The sequence below is a fragment of the Bradyrhizobium barranii subsp. apii genome, assembly GCF_011516635.5.
Taxonomy (GTDB): Bacteria; Pseudomonadota; Alphaproteobacteria; order Rhizobiales; family Xanthobacteraceae; genus Bradyrhizobium; species Bradyrhizobium barranii.
On sequence record NZ_CP096255.1, the window covers coordinates 7,675,335 to 7,696,513 of the forward strand.

The 21,179-nt window shown below is 64.1% G+C and carries 17 protein-coding genes and 1 pseudogene; 3 read left to right on the forward strand and 15 right to left on the reverse strand.

Features of this window, described 5'->3' with window-relative positions; genetic code table 11:
* Positions 1-44 precede the first annotated feature (44 nt).
* From HAP41_RS36830 to HAP41_RS36855, 6 genes are all read right to left on the reverse strand, one after another.
* The gene (locus HAP41_RS36830) at positions 45-1,205 is read right to left on the reverse strand and encodes an acyltransferase family protein (RefSeq protein ID WP_166084081.1); all 1,161 of its coding nucleotides are present in this window, start codon (positions 1,203-1,205) and stop codon (positions 45-47) included.
* Between the two features lie 33 nt (positions 1,206-1,238).
* Entirely contained in the window at positions 1,239-2,333 is a 1,095-nt protein-coding gene (locus HAP41_RS36835; RefSeq protein ID WP_166084079.1) for a glycoside hydrolase family protein, read from the reverse strand.
* 144 nt (positions 2,334-2,477) lie between these two features.
* Positions 2,478-3,902, reverse strand: a complete 1,425-nt coding sequence (locus tag HAP41_RS36840; RefSeq protein ID WP_166084077.1) for an undecaprenyl-phosphate glucose phosphotransferase — start codon at positions 3,900-3,902, stop codon at positions 2,478-2,480.
* 189 nt (positions 3,903-4,091) lie between these two features.
* Positions 4,092-5,438: an IS5 family transposase gene (locus HAP41_RS36845; protein ID WP_166053956.1), complete on the reverse strand. Its 1,347-nt coding sequence runs from the start codon at positions 5,436-5,438 to the stop codon at positions 4,092-4,094.
* A 407-nt stretch (positions 5,439-5,845) separates the two neighbouring features.
* Positions 5,846-7,072, reverse strand: a complete 1,227-nt coding sequence (locus HAP41_RS36850) for an IS91 family transposase (RefSeq protein WP_166053869.1) — start codon at positions 7,070-7,072, stop codon at positions 5,846-5,848.
* A 20-nt stretch (positions 7,073-7,092) separates the two neighbouring features.
* Entirely contained in the window at positions 7,093-7,953 is an 861-nt protein-coding gene (locus HAP41_RS36855) for a tyrosine-type recombinase/integrase (protein ID WP_029085027.1), read from the reverse strand.
* A gap of 289 nt (positions 7,954-8,242) precedes the next feature.
* Here HAP41_RS36855 and HAP41_RS36860 point away from each other — a divergent pair.
* Positions 8,243-9,078: pseudogene (locus HAP41_RS36860) on the forward strand (IS5 family transposase).
* A gap of 209 nt (positions 9,079-9,287) precedes the next feature.
* Here the strand turns inward: HAP41_RS36860 and HAP41_RS36865 are convergent.
* Both HAP41_RS36865 and HAP41_RS36870 read right to left on the reverse strand, forming a co-directional pair.
* Positions 9,288-10,631, reverse strand: a complete 1,344-nt coding sequence (locus HAP41_RS36865; protein WP_166053720.1) for an IS1380 family transposase — start codon at positions 10,629-10,631, stop codon at positions 9,288-9,290.
* Between the two features lie 126 nt (positions 10,632-10,757).
* Positions 10,758-11,075 (reverse strand): ribbon-helix-helix domain-containing protein, encoded by a 318-nt coding sequence (locus HAP41_RS36870; protein WP_166084038.1) that lies wholly within the window; start codon positions 11,073-11,075, stop codon positions 10,758-10,760.
* Positions 11,076-11,317: 242 nt separating this feature from the next.
* On the opposite strand from HAP41_RS36870, the gene mutL reads away from it, so the two are divergent.
* On the forward strand, positions 11,318-13,129 hold the full coding sequence (gene mutL / locus HAP41_RS36875) for a DNA mismatch repair endonuclease MutL (RefSeq protein ID WP_166084028.1): 1,812 nt from the start codon (positions 11,318-11,320) through the stop codon (positions 13,127-13,129).
* A 110-nt stretch (positions 13,130-13,239) separates the two neighbouring features.
* On the opposite strand, the gene rsmD is transcribed toward mutL, so the two are convergent.
* Both rsmD and HAP41_RS36885 read right to left on the reverse strand, forming a co-directional pair.
* Positions 13,240-13,794, reverse strand: a complete 555-nt coding sequence (gene rsmD, locus HAP41_RS36880) for a 16S rRNA (guanine(966)-N(2))-methyltransferase RsmD (protein ID WP_166084009.1) — start codon at positions 13,792-13,794, stop codon at positions 13,240-13,242.
* Positions 13,795-15,948 (reverse strand): pseudouridine synthase, encoded by a 2,154-nt coding sequence (locus HAP41_RS36885; RefSeq protein WP_166083995.1) that lies wholly within the window; start codon positions 15,946-15,948, stop codon positions 13,795-13,797.
* Positions 15,949-16,066: 118 nt separating this feature from the next.
* Between HAP41_RS36885 and HAP41_RS36890 the strand changes: the two genes are divergently transcribed.
* Complete coding sequence (locus tag HAP41_RS36890; protein ID WP_071909524.1) at positions 16,067-16,525, forward strand: nucleoside deaminase; 459 nt, start codon at positions 16,067-16,069, stop codon at positions 16,523-16,525.
* Here the strand turns inward: HAP41_RS36890 and HAP41_RS36895 are convergent.
* The 5 genes from HAP41_RS36895 to HAP41_RS36915 form a co-directional block, all read right to left on the reverse strand.
* Positions 16,522-17,427, reverse strand: coding sequence for an alpha/beta fold hydrolase (locus HAP41_RS36895; protein WP_166083983.1), 906 nt, complete (start codon positions 17,425-17,427; stop codon positions 16,522-16,524). The two genes, HAP41_RS36890 and HAP41_RS36895, sit on opposite strands and share 4 nt — an antisense overlap.
* Positions 17,428-17,642: 215 nt before the next feature.
* Complete coding sequence (purD, locus tag HAP41_RS36900; protein WP_166083977.1) at positions 17,643-18,926, reverse strand: phosphoribosylamine--glycine ligase; 1,284 nt, start codon at positions 18,924-18,926, stop codon at positions 17,643-17,645.
* A gap of 299 nt (positions 18,927-19,225) precedes the next feature.
* The gene (locus HAP41_RS36905) at positions 19,226-19,525 is read right to left on the reverse strand and encodes a winged helix-turn-helix domain-containing protein (RefSeq protein WP_063985603.1); all 300 of its coding nucleotides are present in this window, start codon (positions 19,523-19,525) and stop codon (positions 19,226-19,228) included.
* A 3-nt stretch (positions 19,526-19,528) separates the two neighbouring features.
* On the reverse strand, positions 19,529-20,083 hold the full coding sequence (locus HAP41_RS36910; protein WP_166083966.1) for a hypothetical protein: 555 nt from the start codon (positions 20,081-20,083) through the stop codon (positions 19,529-19,531).
* On the reverse strand, positions 20,080-21,090 hold the full coding sequence (locus tag HAP41_RS36915; RefSeq protein WP_071909519.1) for an alpha/beta hydrolase: 1,011 nt from the start codon (positions 21,088-21,090) through the stop codon (positions 20,080-20,082). Before HAP41_RS36915 ends, HAP41_RS36910 begins: the two co-directional genes overlap by 4 nt.
* Positions 21,091-21,179 lie beyond the last annotated feature (89 nt).

The following is a 21,179-nucleotide window of genomic DNA, read 5'->3' on the forward strand; positions in this document are numbered from 1 at the left end:
AATCCCCACCCGATTCTTTCCGGTCGGAAAATGCTCTAGGCTAGCTATTTCAGCTCGGTCCGCGGCACGCCCTGCGAGGGATTCTCGGGCAGGTATTGCAGGAAGAATTTGGTCAGGCCGCGACGGCTGCGCAGGATCGGCGATTCGAAGTACTTCCAGGACACATGCGCGACACCGTAGGAGATCACGAAACCGATGGCTGCGCCCGCGGTGATCTTCACGCTCTCGGGCACCGACATCCCGCCATAGAGCGTCAGCGCCTTGCCGAGCGGGTTCGGGATGAAGTTGTGAACGAGATAGAAGCCGTAGCTGATCTTCCCGAGATGCTCGAGCGGCTTCCACTCCAGCGCCTGAACAAAGGCACTGTCCTGGTTGGCGCGCACCCACCAGACCAGCGCCACCAGGCAAAGCCCGATCGCAATGTCGATCGCGGGGGAAAGATACGAAGGGGCGTCGTAAATCACGCCGTTCGAGCACAGCATGAACCCGACGATGAGAAGGCAGACGAACGTGCCGTTGCCGTTCGGAGCCCATTCCCGTCTCTGGAGATGCAAGATCGTCAGCGCGCCGCCGAACGCGATGAGGCTGAAATTCCACGGCGACAGGGTATGGATGGCCGTGTGATTGAAGCCCGACGAATACATCAGGAAATGGCTGATCACACCGAGAACGACGACGCTCATGCAGGTGACGAAATGGCGCTCCAGCGGAAGCAGGATGAACAGGAAGGGCGCGATCACGTAGAACTGCTGCTCGACCGAGAGCGTCCAGAGCACGCCGAAGGGACCAGCGGTCCCGCCGATGACGCTGCCGATCCAGTAGTTGGACAGGTACACGACGTGATAGCGGAAGCCGAGATCGGGCCCCGCGTGCTGAAAATAGGACCGGGTCAGGAACAGGATGGCGAGAAGCGCATAATATGCGGGAAAGATGCGCGTCGCCCGCTTGACCCAGAAGGTGACGATTTCCGCCGCGGGCCGGGATGCGGCCGTCCCGACCTTGCCTCGCTGCCTGTTGAGCTCGCCGATGATCAGGAAGCCGCTCAGGATGAAGAATATCCAGACGCCGACGCTGCCCGAGTAGAACTGCAGTCCGCACTTGTGATTGAGATAGACCAGGACGACCGAGAGACCGCGCAGCCCGTTGAATCCCAAGATGCTGCCCGACTTCTCGGTGTTGACGCGCTCAGATCCAGGTAAAGGCATTGCAGGTTCTTTTCTTCGCACGGAGACCGAAAGCTACAGTCCCCTGGTTCTCAACTCAGTCGATTCTTCAGCCGACAGGCGGCCGCCGGCAAATTCCGAAAGAAGGAAGAGCGCAACCTTGGGCCTGTCGATCTCGTACATCAGACCAAACCTGTTCTCCGGCGGCTTCTTCTGCGGCTCGTCGAACAGCTCGTAGACCATCACGCTCTCGATCTCGACGTCTTTCTGGTTCTTCAGATACTGGAAGGTGTCCCGCAGCGACCGGAGGCATTGCTCCGTCAGGGGATCGCCGGGCCGATTTCCATAGGCCGGCTTGTAGATCTCGGCGCAATTGACCTCGTTGAACGTCACCGGGCGGTGATAGGACGCCAGCTTCTTGAAGAGGTCGAAGGGCGGATTGCGTCCATTCCAGTGCCGATGCGGGTTCTGCCCCGCCACCTCGTAATAGTGGTAGGAGATCACGTCGTATTTCACGCCGCGGGACTCCATGAAGTCGAGGAAGCCCAGCATCGTCGACGTCGTGTTCAGCACCTTGCGCAGACGACTTCCGGTCTCGCGGTTGATCTGGTCGATGGCATCGGATGCGCCGTGCAACACCTGGGCCCAGTCTTCCATCACCGGCATTTCGAAGTCCGCCGCGGTCATCCCGCGCCCGAACAGCTTCTTCCCGTCGGAATCGACCGCGAGCAGGTTGATCTCGTTCTCAAGCTCCCAGTCGGACACATCGTCCTTGAATTGCCGGACGAACGCGTAGGTGCGGTCGTAGCCCTGCCTGTAGAGCGCGTCCCGGTCTCCCTTGGGGTACCGCCCCTTGTCGGTGCGGTCACCGTAGCGGAAGGGGAAGTTGATCAGAGGATGAAGCGTGATCGAATATTTTCTGGCGAGCGCAATGGTTTGCCGGAACATCGCGGCTTCGCCCGGCTCGGCATCTTGCGTCAGATTGAGACCGGTCCTGTATTGCGTGAGCCCGCGCTCCCTCATGAGCTGAAAGATCGGCGCGAGATCCCTGCGCTTTTGCGGCGGTCCGCCGACCCCCCACTCCAACGCGTTCGCATGAGAACAGGCGGCAGCGATCGCCCAGGTGACGAGCAACGGCAAGGCGACGAACTTGGCGAGGCGATGGCTCAATCTGCAAGGCTCGGCGTTTTTTGGGGGGGGCAAATCGTCAAAGGGGCAGCAACGAATCACATGCTGCAAAATGCAGGCCGTTTCCCCCCTGCACGGGCGGCGTGCGGGTCGGGCGCGGCAACGCGCGCCCGACGTCGGCCGGGCTCAGTAGGCTTCCTGATGGATCAGCGCCAGCGCGGTCTTCAGGATGATCCTGATGTCGAGCCAGATGCTCCAATTGCTGACGTACCAGATGTCGTATTCGACCCGCTTTTCCATCAGATCGATGGTCGGCGTCTCGCCGCGGAAGCCGTTGACCTGGGCCCAACCGGTCAGGCCCGGCTTCATGTGATGCCGGTACACGTAGTTGCTGATGATCGGATCGTAGTAATTGTCGTGCGCGAGCGCATGCGGGCGCGGCCCGACCAGCGACATCTCGCCGCGCAGAACGTTCCAGAGCTGCGGCAGTTCGTCGATGCTGGTCCGCCGCAGCGCACGGCCGACACGGGTCACCCGCGCGTCGCTCTTCGTCGCCTGCGTGACCACATGACCGTTCTCCGCCACCGTCATCGAGCGGAACTTCCAGATATCGAATTGCTTGCCGTTGAAGCCGCGCCGGGCCTGCTTGAAGATCACTTTGCCCTTGGAATCGAGCTTGATCATGATCGCAGCCGTGATCAGCAGCGGCGCCAGCAGCAGAAGCGCGAACGAGGCAAGGCCGATGTCGAGGCAGCGCTTCTGCGCCTGCTCGAACACGCTGAGCGGCGCGCGCTGGATCTCGATCGCGACCGTGCCGCTGACGGGCTGGAACGGACGCGAGACCAGATCGGCGATCGGGAAATCTGGCAGAAGGCGGATCGGCTGGGGGACAACGCGCAGATGCTGGCTCAGCTTCTGGAGAAGCGGCATCTCGTCCCAGTCGATGACCAGGAGATATTCTTCCACATCCGCCGTGCGCGCCTGACGGGTGATGTCGCGAATCTCGTGATCCCAGCCCGCGCCCTCTTCAGACGGATCGAGCACGAAATGTCGCACGACGTTGAAGCCGTGCTTGCGCAGATCCTTGAACCGGGTCGAGGTGAAATCGATAGGCTTGAGGCTGAGCAGCACGACCTTGCGGTCCACGAGACGGCCCTTGGCGTAGCTCGAGGTCAGCGCCAGACGCCACAGCACGCGCAGACCGCCCAAGGCGACGCCGCCGGTGGCGGCAAACAGAAGCGTGGTTCCGCGCGACAGGTCCGCGGACGATTTGAGCAGGAACGCCTCGACGGCGAGAATGGTCAGCGAGATCAGCCAGACCGCCAGGGCCTTGCGCAGCTGCCAGACCGTGTTCAGCAGACGATGGTGATCGTAGACGCCCTGGAAGTAAGCGATGGTCACGAACACCGCGCCGACGACCAGGCCTGCTCCGACGGATGAGTCCTGCTCGATCACGAGCACGCGATAAAGGCCGCTCGCCACGAAATAGCTGAGCAGTACGGCGACGAAGTCTCCGGCGATCAAAGCCACTTGCAGGGGTCTTTGGAGGGCACCGCGTCGGTTCGAGATAACCGAATAATAGTTTTCCGAACCGTAAGTTGCTACAGCCATCCGAACCTCGCTGCCTCGTCACCACTCGCAATCAGAATTGCGAGCAAATCGATCTAATTTTTTCGATGTGCGCCGAAGTATATCTTAACTAAACAAAGCGACATTGCGGCAGTGCACCGAAAAAATCAAATCGATTTTCATGCAATGCAGCGTCGCAGCAAAACAATGCTCAAACTACTGTGTCGTCCGTTAAGAATCCGAATTGAGCGGGATGGGACATGTGAACGTGCGCCATATCCGGATCAGGAACAGGTCCAAGAAATCTCTCAGCCAGGCGAGGATGCGGCGGAAGTTGTGGCCTACGGCGGAGAGGACGACGTTGGCGGCGTCTCCTGCGCGGCCTTTGAGGTAGCAGCGCCCGAGGTGACCTTCGGCCTTCAGGTGTCCGATGATGGGCTCGATGGCGGATCGGCGGCGCAACTCGCGCTTGATGATCCCGAAGACGCCGCGCTTCTGGCCGGAGATGAAGACGCGACGTGGATTTTGAGCGTCGTGGCCGCGATACCCCTTGTCGACATAGGCCCGCTCGATCGGACAGCCGGTGAGTGCCTCGGTGCGGTCGATGACGTCGCGCAGGGTGTGACCGTCATACGGATTATCGGGCAGCGCCCTGACGTGTAGCACGAACAGACCGCCGGGAGCTCGGCGGTTGTTGGTGACGATGGAAGCCTTGACGCCGAACTCGTACGGCGCGGAGGCCTTGCCCTTGCCGATGCACTCCACCTCCGGGGCATGGAAAGAATAAAGCTTCCAGCCGCGTTGGCGCTGCTGCTGCGAGCGGATCTGGCTGGCCCGGCCAAGCGGAAGGGCGAACGCCTCCTCCAGGGCTGGCTGGCCGTCGATCTTGCGGCGGATATCGCGGATGATCCGGCCGAGCCTTGAGCGCAGGATACGCAACTGCCGCTGATGCCGCCTGAATTGTTTGGCATGGGCGTAGCGGCCCGCCATCATCGCGGCGGCCTTGGCGATCCGAGAATAGGACTGCCGCAGCCTGACGCCGTGCCTTCTCGCCAGGCGATTGAGCCCCTTGATGGCCGCATGCAGCAGCTTGGCGTCGGTCGGAAAGGTGATGGCCTTTGGCTGCACCGTGGTATCGACCGTGACCCGCTTGAGGTCCTGGCCGCGTAACGCGCCGGCCTCGTGCGCCACCCGCAGGCTCTCGGCCAGCAGCAGTTCCAGCTTGTCGCCGAGCCGCTTGCGCCAATGGCTCAGGTCCGATCGCTCGTGCGGGAAGGCGTGCTGGAAGAACTCTTCGCCGGTGAAGTACTGGAAATACGGGTCGTGGACCCAGCGCTCGCAAATCCCCTCATCGGACAGCCCGTAAATCTGCTTGAGCAACAGCAGCCCGATCATGAAGCGGGTCTCGATCCCCGGCCGGCCGTTCTCGCTGTAGAGCGGCGCGATCTCGCCGTCGATCCAGTCCCAATCGATCTTGCCGGCCAACAGAACCAGCTCGTGCTTCAGATTGATGATCTGGTCCAGCCGCGCCCGGAACAGGTCGTTCGATCCCGTCGTCTTGTGCTTCTTCGGTCGCATCGTCCCCTCCGATGCAACACAGAATCATGGTCCGCTGCGAAAGGGAATCTGGAGGGTTCTGTGAGGTCGCGCTCACGCGAGGGCGCGGCAGGCGCTTATGACGCGACCTCATTGAAGCCGGATTGAACGAAGGCGCGGGAGGCTATTCGCGGTTTTGCAGCTATGGGGATTGTTCGAGATCGCCATGCCCGATCTGCTGGCTCGGCGCGTGAGGCAGAGACACAGGAGTGCGCATCCTGGAAGAGTTGAGATCAGACGCGCTTCGCCTGAGATCGCGATAGGCCTTTTGCTGCATCGGACGGTTGTTGTCGCGCAGTGTGACAGCACGGATTCGACATCGTCCGCGATGATCGAGACGCTGGGAGCGAAATGACGAATGATGATCGTCGTGCACGACATGACTTGGCTCACGATGTGTCGCATCGGAACGGTGATGTTCGAGGGCTGGGGCGTCTGAAGCTATGTCGAAAGCGCTCAATGATGCGCATGACGCCACCACAATCGGGACAGGCAGGAACCTCGGCCCAGGTTTGAGCCTCCGAATCCACAGGCGACGGCTGGCCATCGTTTGGGGCTGTTCGCTCATGATCGAGAAGTTCGCGGCAAAGGGCGAGCTTGGCAGCGCGATGGCGGTTGGCCATGAAGCCGAAGTGGCGGATGCGGTGGAAGCCGTCAGGCGGCGTATGAAGCAGGAAACGGCGAATGAACTCATCGGGCTTGAGATTCATGATCTTTGTCGCGCTGTTTTGGCGATAGTCCTTCCATGAGAAGGCGACATGATCGTCGTCGAGTGCGACGAGCCGGCTGTTGGCGATCGCGACGCGATGGGTGTAGCGGCCGAGATAGGCCAGGACCTGTGCGGGTCCGCCGAAGGGCCGCTTGGCGTAAACAACCCAGTTGATGCGTCGCATGGCGTCGAGGTGGGCCGCAAAGGCAGCCGGCTCGGCCAGAGCTCCGAGATCGCCGAAGAAACGCAAGGCACCGGAGTTGAAGGCTGCCGACAGACGTTTGAGAAAAAGTGTGCGAAATAGTCTGGACAACGGTTTGACGGCCAGGAAGAAGTTCGGTCGGCAAGCGGTCCAGCGCGCGCCATCGGGCGAGAGGCCGCCACCCGGAACGACGCAATGGACGTGGGGATGATGCATCAGCGTCTGTCCCCAGGTGTGGAGGACGGCGACGCCGCCGATCGCACCGCCGAGCCGGCGTGGATTGGCGGCGAGCGTCGTCATCGCCTCGGCGGCAGCCTTGAACAGGATGGCATAGACGACGGCCTTGTTCTGGAAAGCGATCGCGGCGATCGGTGCGGGAAGTGTAAAGACGACGTGGAAATAGGGAACCGGAAGCAGGTCGGCTTGACGCGCGGCGAGCCACGCGGCTCGGGCTCTCCCCTGACACTTCGGACAGTGCCGATTGCGGCAGGAATTATAGGCAACGCGTGTCGTGCCGCAGTCGTCGCAAGCCTGCATGTGGCCGCCGAGCGCCTCGGTCCGGCACGCAACGATCGCGCTCATCACGCGCCGCTCGACCCGCCCCAGATGACCGGCATGTACACGGCGATAGGCGTCGCCATGCCGGCGCAGAATATCGGCAATCTCGATGGCGGGCCTGTTGGAGCGGATGTCGGAGCGGGTCATGACCCGCATCCCGCTGCGGGTCATCCAGGTGGCGTCACCTCCAGCGACAGGCGATCGAGCGGGCTCTGCGTCGCTCGGATCGTATCGGTGGCGACCTGCGTGTAGCGCGCTGTCGACGACAAATTATTGTGCCCGAGCAAGACCTGGATGATCCGGATATCGGTTCCGTTCTCGAGAAGATGTGTCGCGAAGCTGTGGCGCAGCGTGTGCAGCGTGACGCGCTTGGTCAGGCCCGCAGCCTTCACCGCCGACCGGCAGGCGGCATGCAGCACGGTCTGATCGATCGGATGATCTTCGTCACGACCAGGGAACAGATAAAGCCGCGGCCGGGCGAGCCGCCAGTAGGTGCGCAGGATGCCCAGCAGCTGGGGCGACAGCATCACGTTGCGATCCTTCGCGCCCTTGCCGTGGCGCACCTGGATGACGCCGCGGGCGCTGTCGATGTCTTCGATCCGCAGTCCCGCAACCTCCGAGGCCCTGAGCCCGGCCGCATAGGCGGTGGTGAGCGCGGCGCGGCTCTTCAGGCTCGATACCGCTTCAAGAAACTGAACCACTTCGTCGGCGCTGAGAACGACCGGCAGCTTGCGCGGTTCTCGCGCATAGGGAATGCGCTCTGGGATGAGCGCCTCGCCGAGCGTGACGCCGTAGAAAAACCGTAGCGCACAGACGATCTGGTTCAGCGCCGGCCATGAGATGCCGGTCGAGACCAAATGCACCTGGAAGGCGCGGACGTCTTCCAGCTCTAACCGGTCAGGCGATCGGCCAAAATAGCGGCTGAACTTCGAAACCGCGCTGATGTAGGATCTTTGCGTCGCCGGCGACAGATTGCGGACGGTCATGTCTTCGATCATGCGGCGGCGAAGAGGGCTCAAATCGGCCATCTCGATACTCCTGTCTGAGGGGGTGGGCTCCAACACCCACATCCTCTCAGCCAGGAGGCGATCTATGCCACCTTGCCCCCTACGCCGCGGCAGCGGCTTCGTTCAATCCACAATCGAATTTGCAGGCTTTGGCGGTCTTTACCTCCCAATCCCTGCAATCTCAAACCGTCTCAAATCCGAAAAACAGACTCTCGCTCAATCGCTTAGTGTCTGTTCCAAAACATGTTGAGTCGAATGAATCGGTTGTGATTCAAGGTGAGCGGCCTGATTCGATGGGGACGCGCCGCCAATGTGGACTACCGAGAACCGTGCACGCTACGACCGCAGCCGCCTGCGCTATCCGAGCGACTTGACCGACGAGGAGTGGGCGCTGATCGCGCCTCGCATCCCGCCGGCCAAGCGCGGCGGCAACAAGCGTACGGTGGACCTGCGCGAGATTGCCAACGGGCTGATGTACATCCTGAGCACAGGTTGCCAGTGGCGCGCGATCCCCAAGGACCTGCCGCCGCGCTCGACGCTGTATGGCTACTTCGATCTGTGGAGCTGGAACGGCACGCTCGATAAAATTCATCACGCCCTCTATGTCGAATGTCGCGAAAGGGCCGAGCGCGAGGCTTCTCCCACCGCCGCCATCATCGATAGCCAGAGCGTGAAAAGCGCTGAAAAAGGGGGCCTCATGATCTCCATGGCTACGACGCGGGCAAGAAGATCAAGGGCAAGAAGCGGCACATTCTCGTCGACACGCAAGGCCTCTTGATGCACGCCATCGTGCATGCGGCGGACATCCAGGATCGCGACGGCGGCGTGCTCCTGATGGCAACGTTGTTCGGCCTCTATCCCTTTCTTCTGAAGCTCTACGCCGACGGCGGATATCAAGGGCCACATTTCCAGAAGGGGCTGCGTAGCGCTCTGAAGCGCGTGAACCTCGAAATCGTCAAACGCTCCGATCAGGCTCACCGTTTCGTCGTCTTGCCCAAACGCTGGATCGTCGAGCGTACCTTTGCCTGGCTCGGGCGATGCCGAAGACTGTCCAAAGATTGGGAATGCTTCAATCACAGGGCGCTCGCCTTTCTCAAGCTGGCCTCCATCCGACTCATGCTGCGAAAGCTATGCAATCCAAGGTAATCTTTCCGGACAGACTCTTAGAGCCTTGTTCACGGACGACTAGCCCGCCCTATTCGTGAGAGCGCGGTATTTTGGTCCGACTGGTGCATCCGCACACCTCCGCTGACGAGGCGCACAGGATTGCCTTCGGCTTTTCACCGCCTGACGACCGGTACTTTGCAACGCGCTTGAGGGATGGGTTGGGTGAACGCGGGCGGACGCCCCACCGGTCAAGGACCGAGCGGCAGCAGCGCGCCGGGCAAGCTGCGGATCAGGTCGGCTTCGGGACATGCCGCGGCGAACGCAAGGCGAATGCGGCTCTTGGTCTCGACAACCCGGGCGGCGATTTTCAAGAGCCGAAGACGCAGCGTCGCGAACTCGGCAGTGGCCAATTCCCGGACTTTGGGAATGGCGTCGCGCACGGTCAGCATCAGCCAATAAGCGGCGGTATGGAGAACGAGGCGGACTTGATTGGCGAGCGCCGAACGGCAACTGGTGCGATCGGAGGCGAGCTGCGTCTTATGCAGCTTGATCAGATTCTCGGCTTGGCCGCGCGCGCAATACAGGCTGTCGTAGATCCACTCGGCCGAGCCGACATCGAGGCTGGTGACGACGAAGCGGATGTCGAGGCCGAGCATCGTCGCCTCAATACGGGCGACGGTGCGTCGTTCGCGATCCCAGGACTTTGCCTTGTGGCGCGTCTCGGTATAGCCGCGCAGAACCGGCAGGTTCTCGATGGCGCGTCGCGTGCGGATGTCGTCGGCGACCGCGTCGACTTTTCTGGCGAGCGGCTTGGTGCCGGACAGACCGAAGATGTAGTCGATGCCGTTGGTCTCGCACCACGCCATTGCCTCCGGCCGGGCATAGTGCCCGTCGCCACGGAACGTAATTCGCGTGTTGTGCCACCGCGTCCGGATATGCCGTACCAGGCGGCGCAGATGGGCACGCACCTCGACGCCGCCCGGCGTCTTGCCGGGCCGCAGCACGACCGCCACGGGCCGGCTCTTCTCCGTGTCGTAGACGTGGATCGGCAGGAAGCAGCGTTCGTCATAATGAGCGTTGAACAGCGAGAGCTGCTGATGGCCGTGGACGACATCGCAGGTATCATCGATGTCGAGCGTGACGGATGCCGGCTCGCGCGGGTAGCTATCCATCCATGCGTCGACCAAAGTGTAGGTCAGTCGGATCACGTCGCGCAGGCGCGGAGCATTCTCCAGACGCGACAGCGTCGGTTGGGAACACAGATCGCGACCCGTGTCCGGCAGCCGTCCGCAGGCCAGCTTGAATGCGGGATCGGACCGCAGATGATCGAGGTCGTCGGCGTCCTCGTAGCCGCAGCAGATCGCGAACATGCGCGCGCGGAACATATCGACCAGGCTGTGCACGACCCGCGTCGGATCGCGCCGATCCGGGAACACCCGGGCCAAATTGTCGGCCAAGCCGAGACGCCGCTCGGCCATCGCCAGAAGCATCACGCCCCCGTTCGAGGTCAGCCGACCGCCATCGAAGGCAGCTGTGACTTTCTTGGCGTGAACGGCTGGAAACGAGAAGGGCAGAATCGTATCGTCGGTCATGGCGGGCGTGGTGTTCGCGGCTGAAGGTGATGGGGTTGGCTTTGCAACCGAATCCTACGCCGCATCAGCGCTTTACACCACGCTCGCCAGCCTCTCAGGCGCCCTCTGACGAATAAGACGGGCTAGCTACTCGGCCGCATCCAGGATGGGCGCGACGGTTGCCTTGAACTCCTGCACCGGCACCATGCTCCGGGAGCGGTAGATCAGGCAGGAGCAGCGCAGCAGCGACGCCAAATTATTGACCTCGCCGTGATGGTCGAGCACCTCGTTGTAGAGCGTGGTCAGGAACTTGCCGACGCTCATGCTCTCCTTGGCCGCGATCTCCTCCAGCGTGTCCCAGAACGCCATTTCCAGCCGGATCGATGTGCAGTGCCCGCCGATCCGCAACGAGCGGGTCTGGGATTCGTAGTTGCGTTGGGGCTGGTGCGCGAAGAAATTGCACATGGCGTCCTCCCGTCCTGTTGCCATTTTTTCACAATGCTACACCGCTGCCCGTGCCCCCACAATCAGGACGGCAGGCAGAACGATCGCTCCGTCCCGGTTGCGCGATTTTCTCGAACGTCCAATCTCTTCAATGTGATAGGCATCCCTTTTCCCCAGGCCGCCACACGGCTGTTGCCCAACACATGCTTTTGACGCAACACGGCCTAGAATAGCGCCGTTAGCGAATCCAGATCGAAAGCCCCATGCCCGTCCGCCAACTGCCAGAGCAAATCGTCAACCGCATCGCCGCCGGCGAGGTGGTCGAACGTCCGGCAAGCGTGGTCAAGGAACTGGTCGAGAACGCCATCGATGCCGGCGCGAGCCGGATCGACGTCTTCACCGATGGCGGCGGGCGGCGGCGGATCGGCATCACCGATGACGGTGGCGGCATGACCGCGAAGGACCTCGCGCTCGCGGTCGAACGCCACGCCACCTCCAAGCTCGACGACGAGGACCTGCTCCAGATCCGCACGCTCGGGTTCCGCGGCGAGGCGCTGCCTTCGATCGGCTCCGTCGCGCGTCTCTCCATCACGACGCGGCACGCGAGCGAACCACATGCCTGGGCGCTGTCAGTCGAGGGCGGCGACAAGTCCGAGATCATGCCGGCGGCGCTGGCCCACGGCACGCGCGTCGAGGTCAACGACCTCTTCTATGCAACGCCCGCGCGGCTGAAATTCCTGAAGACTGACCGCACCGAGGCGGAGGCGATCCGCGAGGTGGTCAGGCGCCTCGCCATGGCGCGGCCCGACGTCGCCTTCACGCTCGCGGGCGAAGAGCGCGCGCCGGTGACCTGGACCGCCGCGCTGCCCGGCGCCGCCGGACGGCTGACGCGGCTCGGCGACATTCTGGGCGCGGAGTTCCGCAGCCACGCCATCGAGGTCCATGCCGAGCGCGAGGGCGTCGTGGTCGCCGGCTATGCTGCGGCGCCCGCGCTGACCAAGGCGAATGCGCTCGGGCAATATCTCTTCGTCAACGGCCGTCCCGTGCGCGACAAGCTGATCCTCGGCGCCGTGCGCGGGGCCTATGCCGACTATCTGCCGCGCGACCGCCATCCGGTGCTGGCGTTGTTCGTCGCGCTCGATCCGCGCGAGGTCGACGCCAACGTGCATCCGGCCAAGACCGAGGTGCGGTTCCGCAATGCCGGCCTCGTGCGCGCGCTGATCGTTCACGGATTGAAGGACGCGCTCGCGCGCGAGGGCCGACGCACGGCCGCCAACAGTGGCGAGAGCGCGTTGTCCTCGTTCCGACCCGCTTTCACGCCGCGGCCTGCGAGCTGGGACTGGCGCGCCTCGCCATCCGCCCCGGTCGCACCGATGCCGTCGTTCGACGGATCGGCTGCGCCCGTCTTCGCCGAGCGCGCACAGGCGGCGTTCGATGTCGGCGCGCCCAGTGCGGACGTGCGGATCGAGACCCAACCCGTCAGCGACCTCGTCGACCGCCCGCTCGGCGCGGCGCGCACGCAGATCCACGAGACCTACATCGTCTCGCAAACCCGCGACGGCCTGATCATCGTCGACCAACACGCCGCGCATGAGCGCATCGTCTATGAGCGGCTGAAGGCCTCGCTCGCCGCCAACGGCGTGCAACGGCAGATCCTTCTGATCCCCGAGATCGTCGAGATGGACGAGGCCACGGTGGAGCGCCTGCTGGAGCGCAGCGAAGAGCTCGCATCGTTTGGCCTCGCCATCGAGTCCTTCGGCCCCGGCGCGGTCGCGGTGCGCGAGACGCCGTCGCTGCTCGGCAAGACCAATGCAGGCGGGCTGCTGCGCGATCTCTCCGAGCATATGGCCGAATGGGACGAGGCGCTGCCGCTGGAGCGCCGCCTGATGCACGTCGCCGCGACCATGGCCTGCCACGGCTCGGTGCGTGCCGGCCGCCGGCTGCGGCCCGAGGAGATGAACGCCCTGCTCCGCGAGATGGAGGACACCCCGAACTCCGGCCAGTGCAATCACGGCCGCCCGACCTATGTCGAGCTGAAGCTGAGCGATGTGGAGAAGCTGTTCGGGCGGCGGTAGCCCGGTGTCGTAGGGTGGGCAAAGGCGCAACGCGCCGTGCCCACCATCTCTTCATGATCGCGATAGAAGCGGTGGGCACGCTACGCTTTGCCCACCCTACGGCAGCGAGACTACGGCTTCCTCAAAAACACGAACTCCGTGTCGTCGTACGCCCGCCGCTCCAATTCCTCGAAACCTTCCGGCGTCACGAACTGCGCGGCCTTCGCCTCTTCCACCACGAGCAGCGCACCCGGTGTGAGCCAGCCACCGTCGCGCAAGCTCACAAGCGCCTTCTCCGCAAATCCTTGGCCATAGGGCGGATCGAGGAACACCAGCGAGAACGGCTCGACGGGATGCGCAGGGCCAAGATCCGTCGCATCGCGGCGATAGACCTTGGTCACGCCGCCAAGGCCGAGCGTCTCGACGTTGTTACGCAGCAGCGCGCGGGCCTCGGCGCCGTTGTCGACGAACAGCGTGAACTTTGCGCCGCGCGAGGACGCCTCGATGCCGAGCGCACCGGTGCCGGCGAAGAGATCGAGCACGCGCGCATCCTGGATCGGATCGTCATAGGCGTGCACGAGGATATTGAACACGGACTCGCGCAAGCGGTCCGCCGTGGGGCGGATGTCGCGCGAGGACGGTGAGGCGAGATTGCGCCCCTTCAAACGACCGCCGACGACGCGCAATCAGTCCTCCCGCGGCGTCAGATCGCGCTTGCCGTGATAACCGCGCTTGGGGCGGCGCGGCGGGCCGTAGCCGTTGGCCTCGGACTCGTTGCGCTCGCGCGCCTCCTCGCTGCCGGTGCGCTGTACCAGCACGCGGCGGCCCTTGCGATCGTTGATCACGTCACGCTTGCTGGCAGGCTTCTTCTCGCGCGGCGCTTCGCCGTCGGGTGAAGAAGATTTCTTCGGCACGTCGAACTGCGCGCCCGACTTCTCGATGACCTTGTCGCCGAGCTGATCACGCAGCACGCGTGACTTGATCTCCTCGACCTGGCCTTCGGGAACCTCGCCGAGCTGGAACGGTCCATAGGACACGCGGATCAGCCGGTTCACCTCGAGCCCGAGATGGGCGCAGACGTTGCGCACCTCGCGGTTCTTGCCTTCGCGGATCGCGAACACCAGCCAGACATTGGCGCCCTGGTCGCGCTCCAGCGTCGCCTCGATCGGACCGTATTTGACGCCCTCGACCTCGATGCCGTTCTTCAATTCGTCGAGCTGCGCCTGGGTGACGTCGCCATGGGCGCGGACGCGGTAGCGGCGCAGCCAGCCGGTGTCCGGCAGCTCGAGCGTACGCGCGAGCCCGCCGTCGTTGGTGAGCAGCAGCAGGCCTTCGGTGTTGAAGTCGAGGCGGCCGATCGAGATCAGCCGCGGCAGGCCTTCGGGCAGATTGTCAAACACGGTCGGACGGCCCTCGGGGTCGTCATGCGTGGTCATCAGCCCGCGCGGCTTGTGATAGAGGAACAGCCGCGTGCGCTCGCGCTCCGGCAACGGCTTGCCGTCGACGGTGACGACATCGTTCGAGGTGATGTCGAGCGCGGGCGAATTGATGACGCGGCCGTTGACGGCGACGCGGCCCTGCGTGACCATCTCCTCGGCGTCGCGGCGCGAGGCGAGGCCCGCACGCGACAGCACTTTTGCGATACGCTCGCCGGCCTTCTTCGGCTTCGGTGCTTCGTCACGGCGCGGACGGCCCTCGAAATCCCGATCACGGTCACGATAGGCACCGCGACCACCGAAGGCGGGGCGCTTCTCGAAGATCCTGCTCTCATCCTCGTTTTCACGGCGCGGACGGTCGCCGAAGCGGCCTTCGCTGCGCGGATGCTCGTGCCAGTCGGAGCGGCCTTCGCTGCGCTCGCGCGGACGATTGAATTTGGGACGGTCACCGCCGCGTTCGCCATCGCCATCACGACGGGGCCGATCGAATTTCGGACGATCGTCGCGCGGCCGATCGAACTTGGGTCGATCGAATTTGGGCCGCTCGCGGAACGGACGATCGCCGGACGCGCGATCGTCGCGCGAACGCGAGAAACGCGGACGGTCATCGCCGCCACCCTGCCGATCCTCGCGCTTCTGCCAGGGCTTGTCTTCGCTGCGGTCGCGGCCGCCGAAATCCTTGCGCGGACCCTTGCTGAAGTCCTTGCGCGGCGGACGATCGCCACGCGGACCCGCGTCGCGCTTCTGCCACGGCTTTGAATCGCTGCGCTCGCCACGATCGCGCGGGCGGTCACCGAAGTCACGCGGACGGTCGCTGCGATCCCCACGGTCGCGCTCGCGATCCGGTGCGCCGCGCGAAAACTTCCGCTCGCCGTCGAACTTGCGTTCCGGACGGTCGCCACGTGGCGCGTAGGGCCGCTTGTCGCCGAACTTCTTGTCACCGAACCGGCCGGCGGGACGGGAATCGTCGCGATCCCGGCTCCGCGGCGGACGTTCGTCTCGGCCATAGGACGGTCGATCACCACGCGGCTTGAATGGCCGCTTCTCGCCATCGCGCGCGCCGCGATCGGAGAACGGGCGGTCGCCGCGCGGCTTGAAGCTGCGCTCGCCGCGCTCCTCACCACCACGGTCGTCGCGCTTGAATTTCGGACGGTCGCTGAAATCGCGGCGCGGGGCATCGCCCTCCTCGCGGCGGCGGAACGGACGATCCCCGCGGTCGACGCGAGGCGGACGGCTGTCGCGGTCGCCACGGGGCGGGCGGGCGTCGCCCCTGCCCTCAGGGCCGCGCTTGGCGAATTTCTTCTCAGGGCCACGCGGCTTGCCGGACCGGCCCTTGGGCGGGCCTCCCCTTGCCGGGCCTCGCCGGCCGCGGGAATCGTTGTCTTTGTCGCTGTCGCGAGGCATGAATAATCTCACTTGGGGGTGGCCAGAAAGCAGTGTGCGCGCTCGCTTCGAGCCGCATGCTCAGGCAAATCCGGTATTCACTCTTGCTGAAGGCGGAGCTACTAGCAGGTTTCTGGCGATGATACGAGGCTTGAAAGCCCCCTCTTTCATGGATTTGGCGCTCAAAACGGCCGAAAATGCCGGAAAGGCGGGCGAAGTTCCGATCGGATGCGTCGTGGTCCGCAATTACGAGGTCATCGCGACAGCGGCGAACCGGACGCTGACCGATTACGACCCGACCGCCCATGCCGAGATCATCGCGCTGCGCGAGGCTGCCAAGAAGATCGGCAGCGAGCGCCTGGTCGACTGCGACCTCTACGTGACGCTGGAGCCTTGCACCATGTGTGCGGGCGCGATCTCCTTTGCAAGGGTGAGGCGGCTCTATTACGGCGCCGCCGATCCCAAGGGTGGCGCCGTCGAGTCCGGCGTGCGGTTCTTTGCGTCCCCAACCTGCCATCATGCGCCGGATGTCTATTCCGGGGTCGGCGAGAGCGAGGCGGCGCGGCTGCTCAAGGACTTCTTTCGGGAGCGGCGTTAAGGCGCGAGGAGGAACTCGCGCAGCGCCTTTGCGGTGACGTCCGGGTTCTCCTCGGTGAGGAAATGGCCGGAGTCCACCGGCATGCCGTCGACGTTGGTCGCCCATTGCTTCCAGGTATCGAGCGGCGTGGCGGCGGCCTGGGCGATGCCTGCGCCACCCCACAGGGCCAGCATGGGCACCGTGATCTTCTTGCCGGCCTCGAAATCGACCTTGTCGAGGTCGTAATCGAAATAGGCGCCGGCGCGGTAGTCCTCGCACATCGCATGCACGCGGGCGGGATCGCGGAACGGGGCGATGTAATGTTCGAGCGCACGCGCGTCGATGGCGTCCAGCGTCTTCGACTTGGTCTGGCTCGCCATCTTGAAGCGCAGGAAGAACTCGCCATTGCCCGAGATCAGCGTCTCCGGCAGCGGCGCCGGCTGGGCGAGGAAGGTCCAGTGATAGATCTTCAGCGCGTAGGCGCGGTTCATCCGCTCCCAGTAATTATAGGTCGGCAGGATATCGAGCACGGCGAGCTTCGACAGCCGGCCGGGATGGTCGAGCGCCAGCCGATACGACACCCGGCCGCCGCGGTCGTGGCCTGCAAGCGCGAAGTGGACGTGGCCGAGCTGCTCCATCGCCTCGACCATGGCCTTGGCCATCGCGCGCTTGCTGTAGGGGATGTGCTGCGCATCGCTCTCGGGCATGTCGGACCAGCCATAGCCCGGCAGATCGGCGATGATCAGCGTGAACTTGTCGGCGAGCTGCGGCGCCACGCGGTGCCACATCACGTTGGTCTCGGAGAAGCCGTGCAGCAACAGCAGCGGCGGCCCCTTGCCGCCAACGCGGGCGAAGATGCGGCCGGAGGAGGTGTTGACCCACTCGGAGGCGAAGCCGGGGTAGAGGTCGGCGAGATCGGACATCTTCGGCATCCTTATCTGGTCAGTCCTGTCTGATCAGTCCTGGGCCGCCTCGAACAAAAATGTCGAAAACAACCCCATGCACAGTAGCACGGTGATCACCTGTGAGGGTTGCTAACCCCAACAGGCGATTGCGCAATTTTGGAATGTCGATCTGGCGGGGCGGAGGCACACGGCAATCTTGATGCCGGCATGCGTGTATTCCGGAAAAAAGCCTGTCAGCCCCGGGCCTTCTCGGCTTCCACCGCCTGCCAGCCGATGTCGCGGCGGCAGAAGCCTTCCGGCCAGTTGATGCGGTCGACGGCCTGATAGGCACGCGCCTGCGCTTCCGTCACGGTCTTGCCGAGCGCGCAGACATTGAGCACGCGGCCGCCATTGGCGAGCATCGCGCCGTCCTTCTCAACCGTGCCCGCATGGAAGATCTCGGCGGTCTCGACCTTGGCGGCGTCATCGAGGCCTTCGATGCGCGTGCCCTTCTGATAGTCGCCGGGATAGCCCTTCGCCGCCATCACCACCGTGAGCGCGGAGTCCGGATGCCAGCGCAGGTCGAAGTGCTTAAGCTCCCCGTCGCAGGAGGCGAGGAACGCCGGCACGATGTCGGATATCATCCGCAGCATCAGCACCTGACACTCGGGATCGCCGAAGCGAACGTTGAACTCGAACAGCTTTGGGCCATGGGTGGTCAGCATGATCCCGGCGTAAAGGATGCCGCGGAACGGCGTGCCGCGCTGCTTCATGCCGGCGACCGTCGGCAAAATGATCTTTGCCATGATCGCATCGTGGATCGCGGGCGTGACCAGCGGCGTCGGCGAATAGGCGCCCATGCCGCCGGTGTTCGGGCCGACGTCGTGGTCGAACACGCGCTTGTGGTCCTGCGCGGAAGCCAGCGGAATGGCGGTCTCGCCGTCGCACAGCGCGAAGAAGCTGATCTCGCGGCCCGGCAGAAATTCCTCGATCACGACCTCGGCGCCGGCGTCGCCAAAGGCGCCCTCGAACATCATGGCGATGGCGTCCTCGGCCTCGCGCACGGTCTTGGCGACCACGACGCCCTTGCCGGCGGCAAGGCCGTCGGCCTTGACCACGATCGGCGCACCCTGGCTCTGGACATAGGCACGCGCATCATTGGCGTTGGTGAAGCGCTTGTAGGCGCCGGTCGGAATGCCGAATTCGGTGCAGAGCGCCTTGGTGAACCCCTTGGAGCTCTCGAGCTGCGCCGCCACCCCGCTCGGCCCGAACGCCTTGATGCCGGCGGCGGTGAGGTCGTCGACGATGCCGGCGGCCAGCGGCGTCTCCGGGCCGACCACCACGAGCTCGACCGCATTCGTCTTGCAGAAGTCGATCACCGCGGCATGGTCGGCGACATCGAGCGCCACGCATTCCGCCTCCCGCGCGATGCCGGCATTGCCGGGCGCGCACCAGAACTTGGTCACCAGGGGGGAGGCTGCGATTTTCCACGCCAGGGCATGTTCGCGGCCGCCGGAACCGAGCAGGAGAATGTGCATCGAGGGCTCAGAATAAGGGGTTTGCTGGGGGCGGAGGTCGCACGAATCGCGGCGGGTCTCAAGGGGAAACGCCCCGAACTCCCCGTCATTCCGGGGCGCAGCGAACAGCCAATCTTACCCTCCCCTGGAGGGGGAGGGTCGGCACACATTGAGCCCAGCGAAATGTGAGACGGGGTGGGGTGACGGTCTCTCCGCAATGAACACTGGCCGTGTTGAGAGATCACCCCACCCCGCTCGCGCTGCGCGCGATCGACCCTCCCCCTCCAGGGAAGGGTAAGAGTCGCGCCAGCTTCAAACGATCAAACCTGCTTCCCCGCGATGATCTCCTGCAACGTCGCCACATGCCGCGCGAAGGCGCCACGGCCAGCGGCGGTGGCGGTGACTGTGGTCTGCGGCTTCTTGCCGACGAAGGCCTTGTCGACCGAGACGTAGCCCGCCTTCGCCAGCGTCTCGATGTGTGCGCCGAGATTGCCGTCGGTGGCGCCGGTGAGCTTTTTCAGCCTCGAAAATTCCAGACCTGCAGTCGCAGGCAGCGCGTTCAATGCCGCCATGATCTTGAGCCGCAGCGGCTGGTGGATGATGTCGTCGAGCTCGGCCATGCGCTAGATCCGCCGCATCCAGAGTCCGCCGAGGATCAGTCCGCCGCCATTGACGAAGGCCATCCAGAGCGGGAACGCCTCGCCGATGTAGAAGAAGCCGAACAACGTCAGTGCAGCGATGCCAAGACCGATCGCGACGAAGGCGTAGCCGAACCAGAGACCCGCCAGCGTATAGAACAGCATGAAGTAGAGCGGCCAGAACGCGCCGAGCTGGCGTGGGCCGAAATGGCCGACGACGTTGGTGCAGAGATAGCCGAAGGCGAAGAACAGCACGAAGACCAGAACGAGCCTGACATCGAAGGCGGCACCATGCGGACGGGGCGATGGATTGAGCAACCGGAGTCCGACCAGACCGCCGACGCCCAGAATGTCCACGGCAACCCAGGCGTGGACCGCGTAGACCGGCCAGAGCCAGGTCACGAGATTGCCTGCGAACACCAGGACTCCCCACCAGACCGCTGCGAGGCTTGCGAGTTCGTAGAGCTGCGATTGCTTGACGCGCTGGACGATGTCGTCGATGTCGGCCAGCGCTGCGGACGCCTCCTTGCTGTCGATCATGACTGCCCTGCCCCGCGCGTTGCCACGTCCTCAGCGATCGCATTGACCGCCTTCGGATTGGTGACCATGCCCATGTGATTGACGCCGTCGATCATCTTGACGTCGACCGACGGCTTCACCGCCTGCACGGTTTCGGCATATTTGTCCGAGATCATCATCTCATCGTCGGCGCCGCCGAAAATCGTCATCGGGTGTGTCACCCCGGGCAGATCAAGGCGATAGCCGCGCGTCGCAAAATTGCGCATCAGGCGGTCGGAATAGGTGGAGGTGAGGTACTTGGCCGAATTCGCCGGCACGGCGAAGGCGAGCACCGGAAGCTGCGCACAGCATTCGATGCCGAGCTTGCGCAGCGCCGCCAGCCCGAAGTAGCGCGGAAGGTCAGCATTGGCCCAACCGCCGGCGTGCGGTTTGTTGGTCGGCGCGTCGTAGCCGAGATAGGGCGCAATCAGGACGGTGCGGACGAACAGGTCCTGCATGATCGGCGTCGCGGCAACGCGCAGCGAGAAGCCGGCGCCGGCGGAATGGCCGATCAAGGTCAGTGGCAAATCGGGCGCGCTCTTGCGGACATGGGCGACGAAGTCGACCAGATCGTCCTCGAGCTGGCCGACATAGCCGATATCACCGCGCGTGCCGGAGGCGCCGTGGCCGCGCGTATCGAGTGCCCAGGTCTCGACGCCGTGCGCGGCGAATGCTGCCGTCAGGGCATGGTTCACGGTGCCGGAGGAACCGGACGATCCATGGATGAAGATGGCGCCGCGGTCGGTGGCCGTCCCCTTCGGCGCGTAGTGCCGGAAGCCAAGCCAGGTACCGTCGCGGGCCTGGAAGCGCTCCAGCGGCGGGAGGGTGGACCAGTCGATCCCCTTGGCGGAATCCGAGACCGAGCGCATCTCCGCAGGCCGCTCCAGCGGCGTCGCGATCAGGGCGGTGAGCAGCAGCGCGACTGCGCCAACCGCGCACAGGCCCCATTTCAACAGGCTTAGAGAACCCCGCAGCAACCGCATCGCCATCGCAAACTCCCTCGAACTGATCATTTATAGAGAACTCTATAATACAGAGTACTCTCCATATCAATCCCAGGATTGGCGCCGCGCGGCGA

Coding starts and splice junctions, on each gene's coding strand:
- HAP41_RS36830 (WP_166084081.1), bottom strand. CDS start 1,205: ATGCCTTTACCTGGATCTGAGCGCGTCAACACCGAGAAGTCGGGCAGC.
- HAP41_RS36840 (WP_166084077.1), bottom strand. CDS start 3,902: ATGGCTGTAGCAACTTACGGTTCGGAAAACTATTATTCGGTTATCTCG.
- HAP41_RS36845 (WP_166053956.1), bottom strand. CDS start 5,438: ATGCGACCGAAGAAGCACAAGACGACGGGATCGAACGACCTGTTCCGG.
- HAP41_RS36850 (WP_166053869.1), bottom strand. CDS start 7,072: ATGACCCGCTCCGACATCCGCTCCAACAGGCCCGCCATCGAGATTGCC.
- HAP41_RS36855 (WP_029085027.1), bottom strand. CDS start 7,953: ATGGCCGATTTGAGCCCTCTTCGCCGCCGCATGATCGAAGACATGACC.
- HAP41_RS36865 (WP_166053720.1), bottom strand. CDS start 10,631: ATGACCGACGATACGATTCTGCCCTTCTCGTTTCCAGCCGTTCACGCC.
- HAP41_RS36870 (WP_166084038.1), bottom strand. CDS start 11,075: ATGTGCAATTTCTTCGCGCACCAGCCCCAACGCAACTACGAATCCCAG.
- mutL (WP_166084028.1), top strand. CDS start 11,318: ATGCCCGTCCGCCAACTGCCAGAGCAAATCGTCAACCGCATCGCCGCC.
- HAP41_RS36885 (WP_166083995.1), bottom strand. CDS start 15,948: ATGCCTCGCGACAGCGACAAAGACAACGATTCCCGCGGCCGGCGAGGC.
- HAP41_RS36890 (WP_071909524.1), top strand. CDS start 16,067: ATGATACGAGGCTTGAAAGCCCCCTCTTTCATGGATTTGGCGCTCAAA.
- HAP41_RS36895 (WP_166083983.1), bottom strand. CDS start 17,427: ATGTCCGATCTCGCCGACCTCTACCCCGGCTTCGCCTCCGAGTGGGTC.
- purD (WP_166083977.1), bottom strand. CDS start 18,926: ATGCACATTCTCCTGCTCGGTTCCGGCGGCCGCGAACATGCCCTGGCG.
- HAP41_RS36905 (WP_063985603.1), bottom strand. CDS start 19,525: ATGGCCGAGCTCGACGACATCATCCACCAGCCGCTGCGGCTCAAGATC.
- HAP41_RS36910 (WP_166083966.1), bottom strand. CDS start 20,083: ATGATCGACAGCAAGGAGGCGTCCGCAGCGCTGGCCGACATCGACGAC.
- HAP41_RS36915 (WP_071909519.1), bottom strand. CDS start 21,090: ATGGCGATGCGGTTGCTGCGGGGTTCTCTAAGCCTGTTGAAATGGGGC.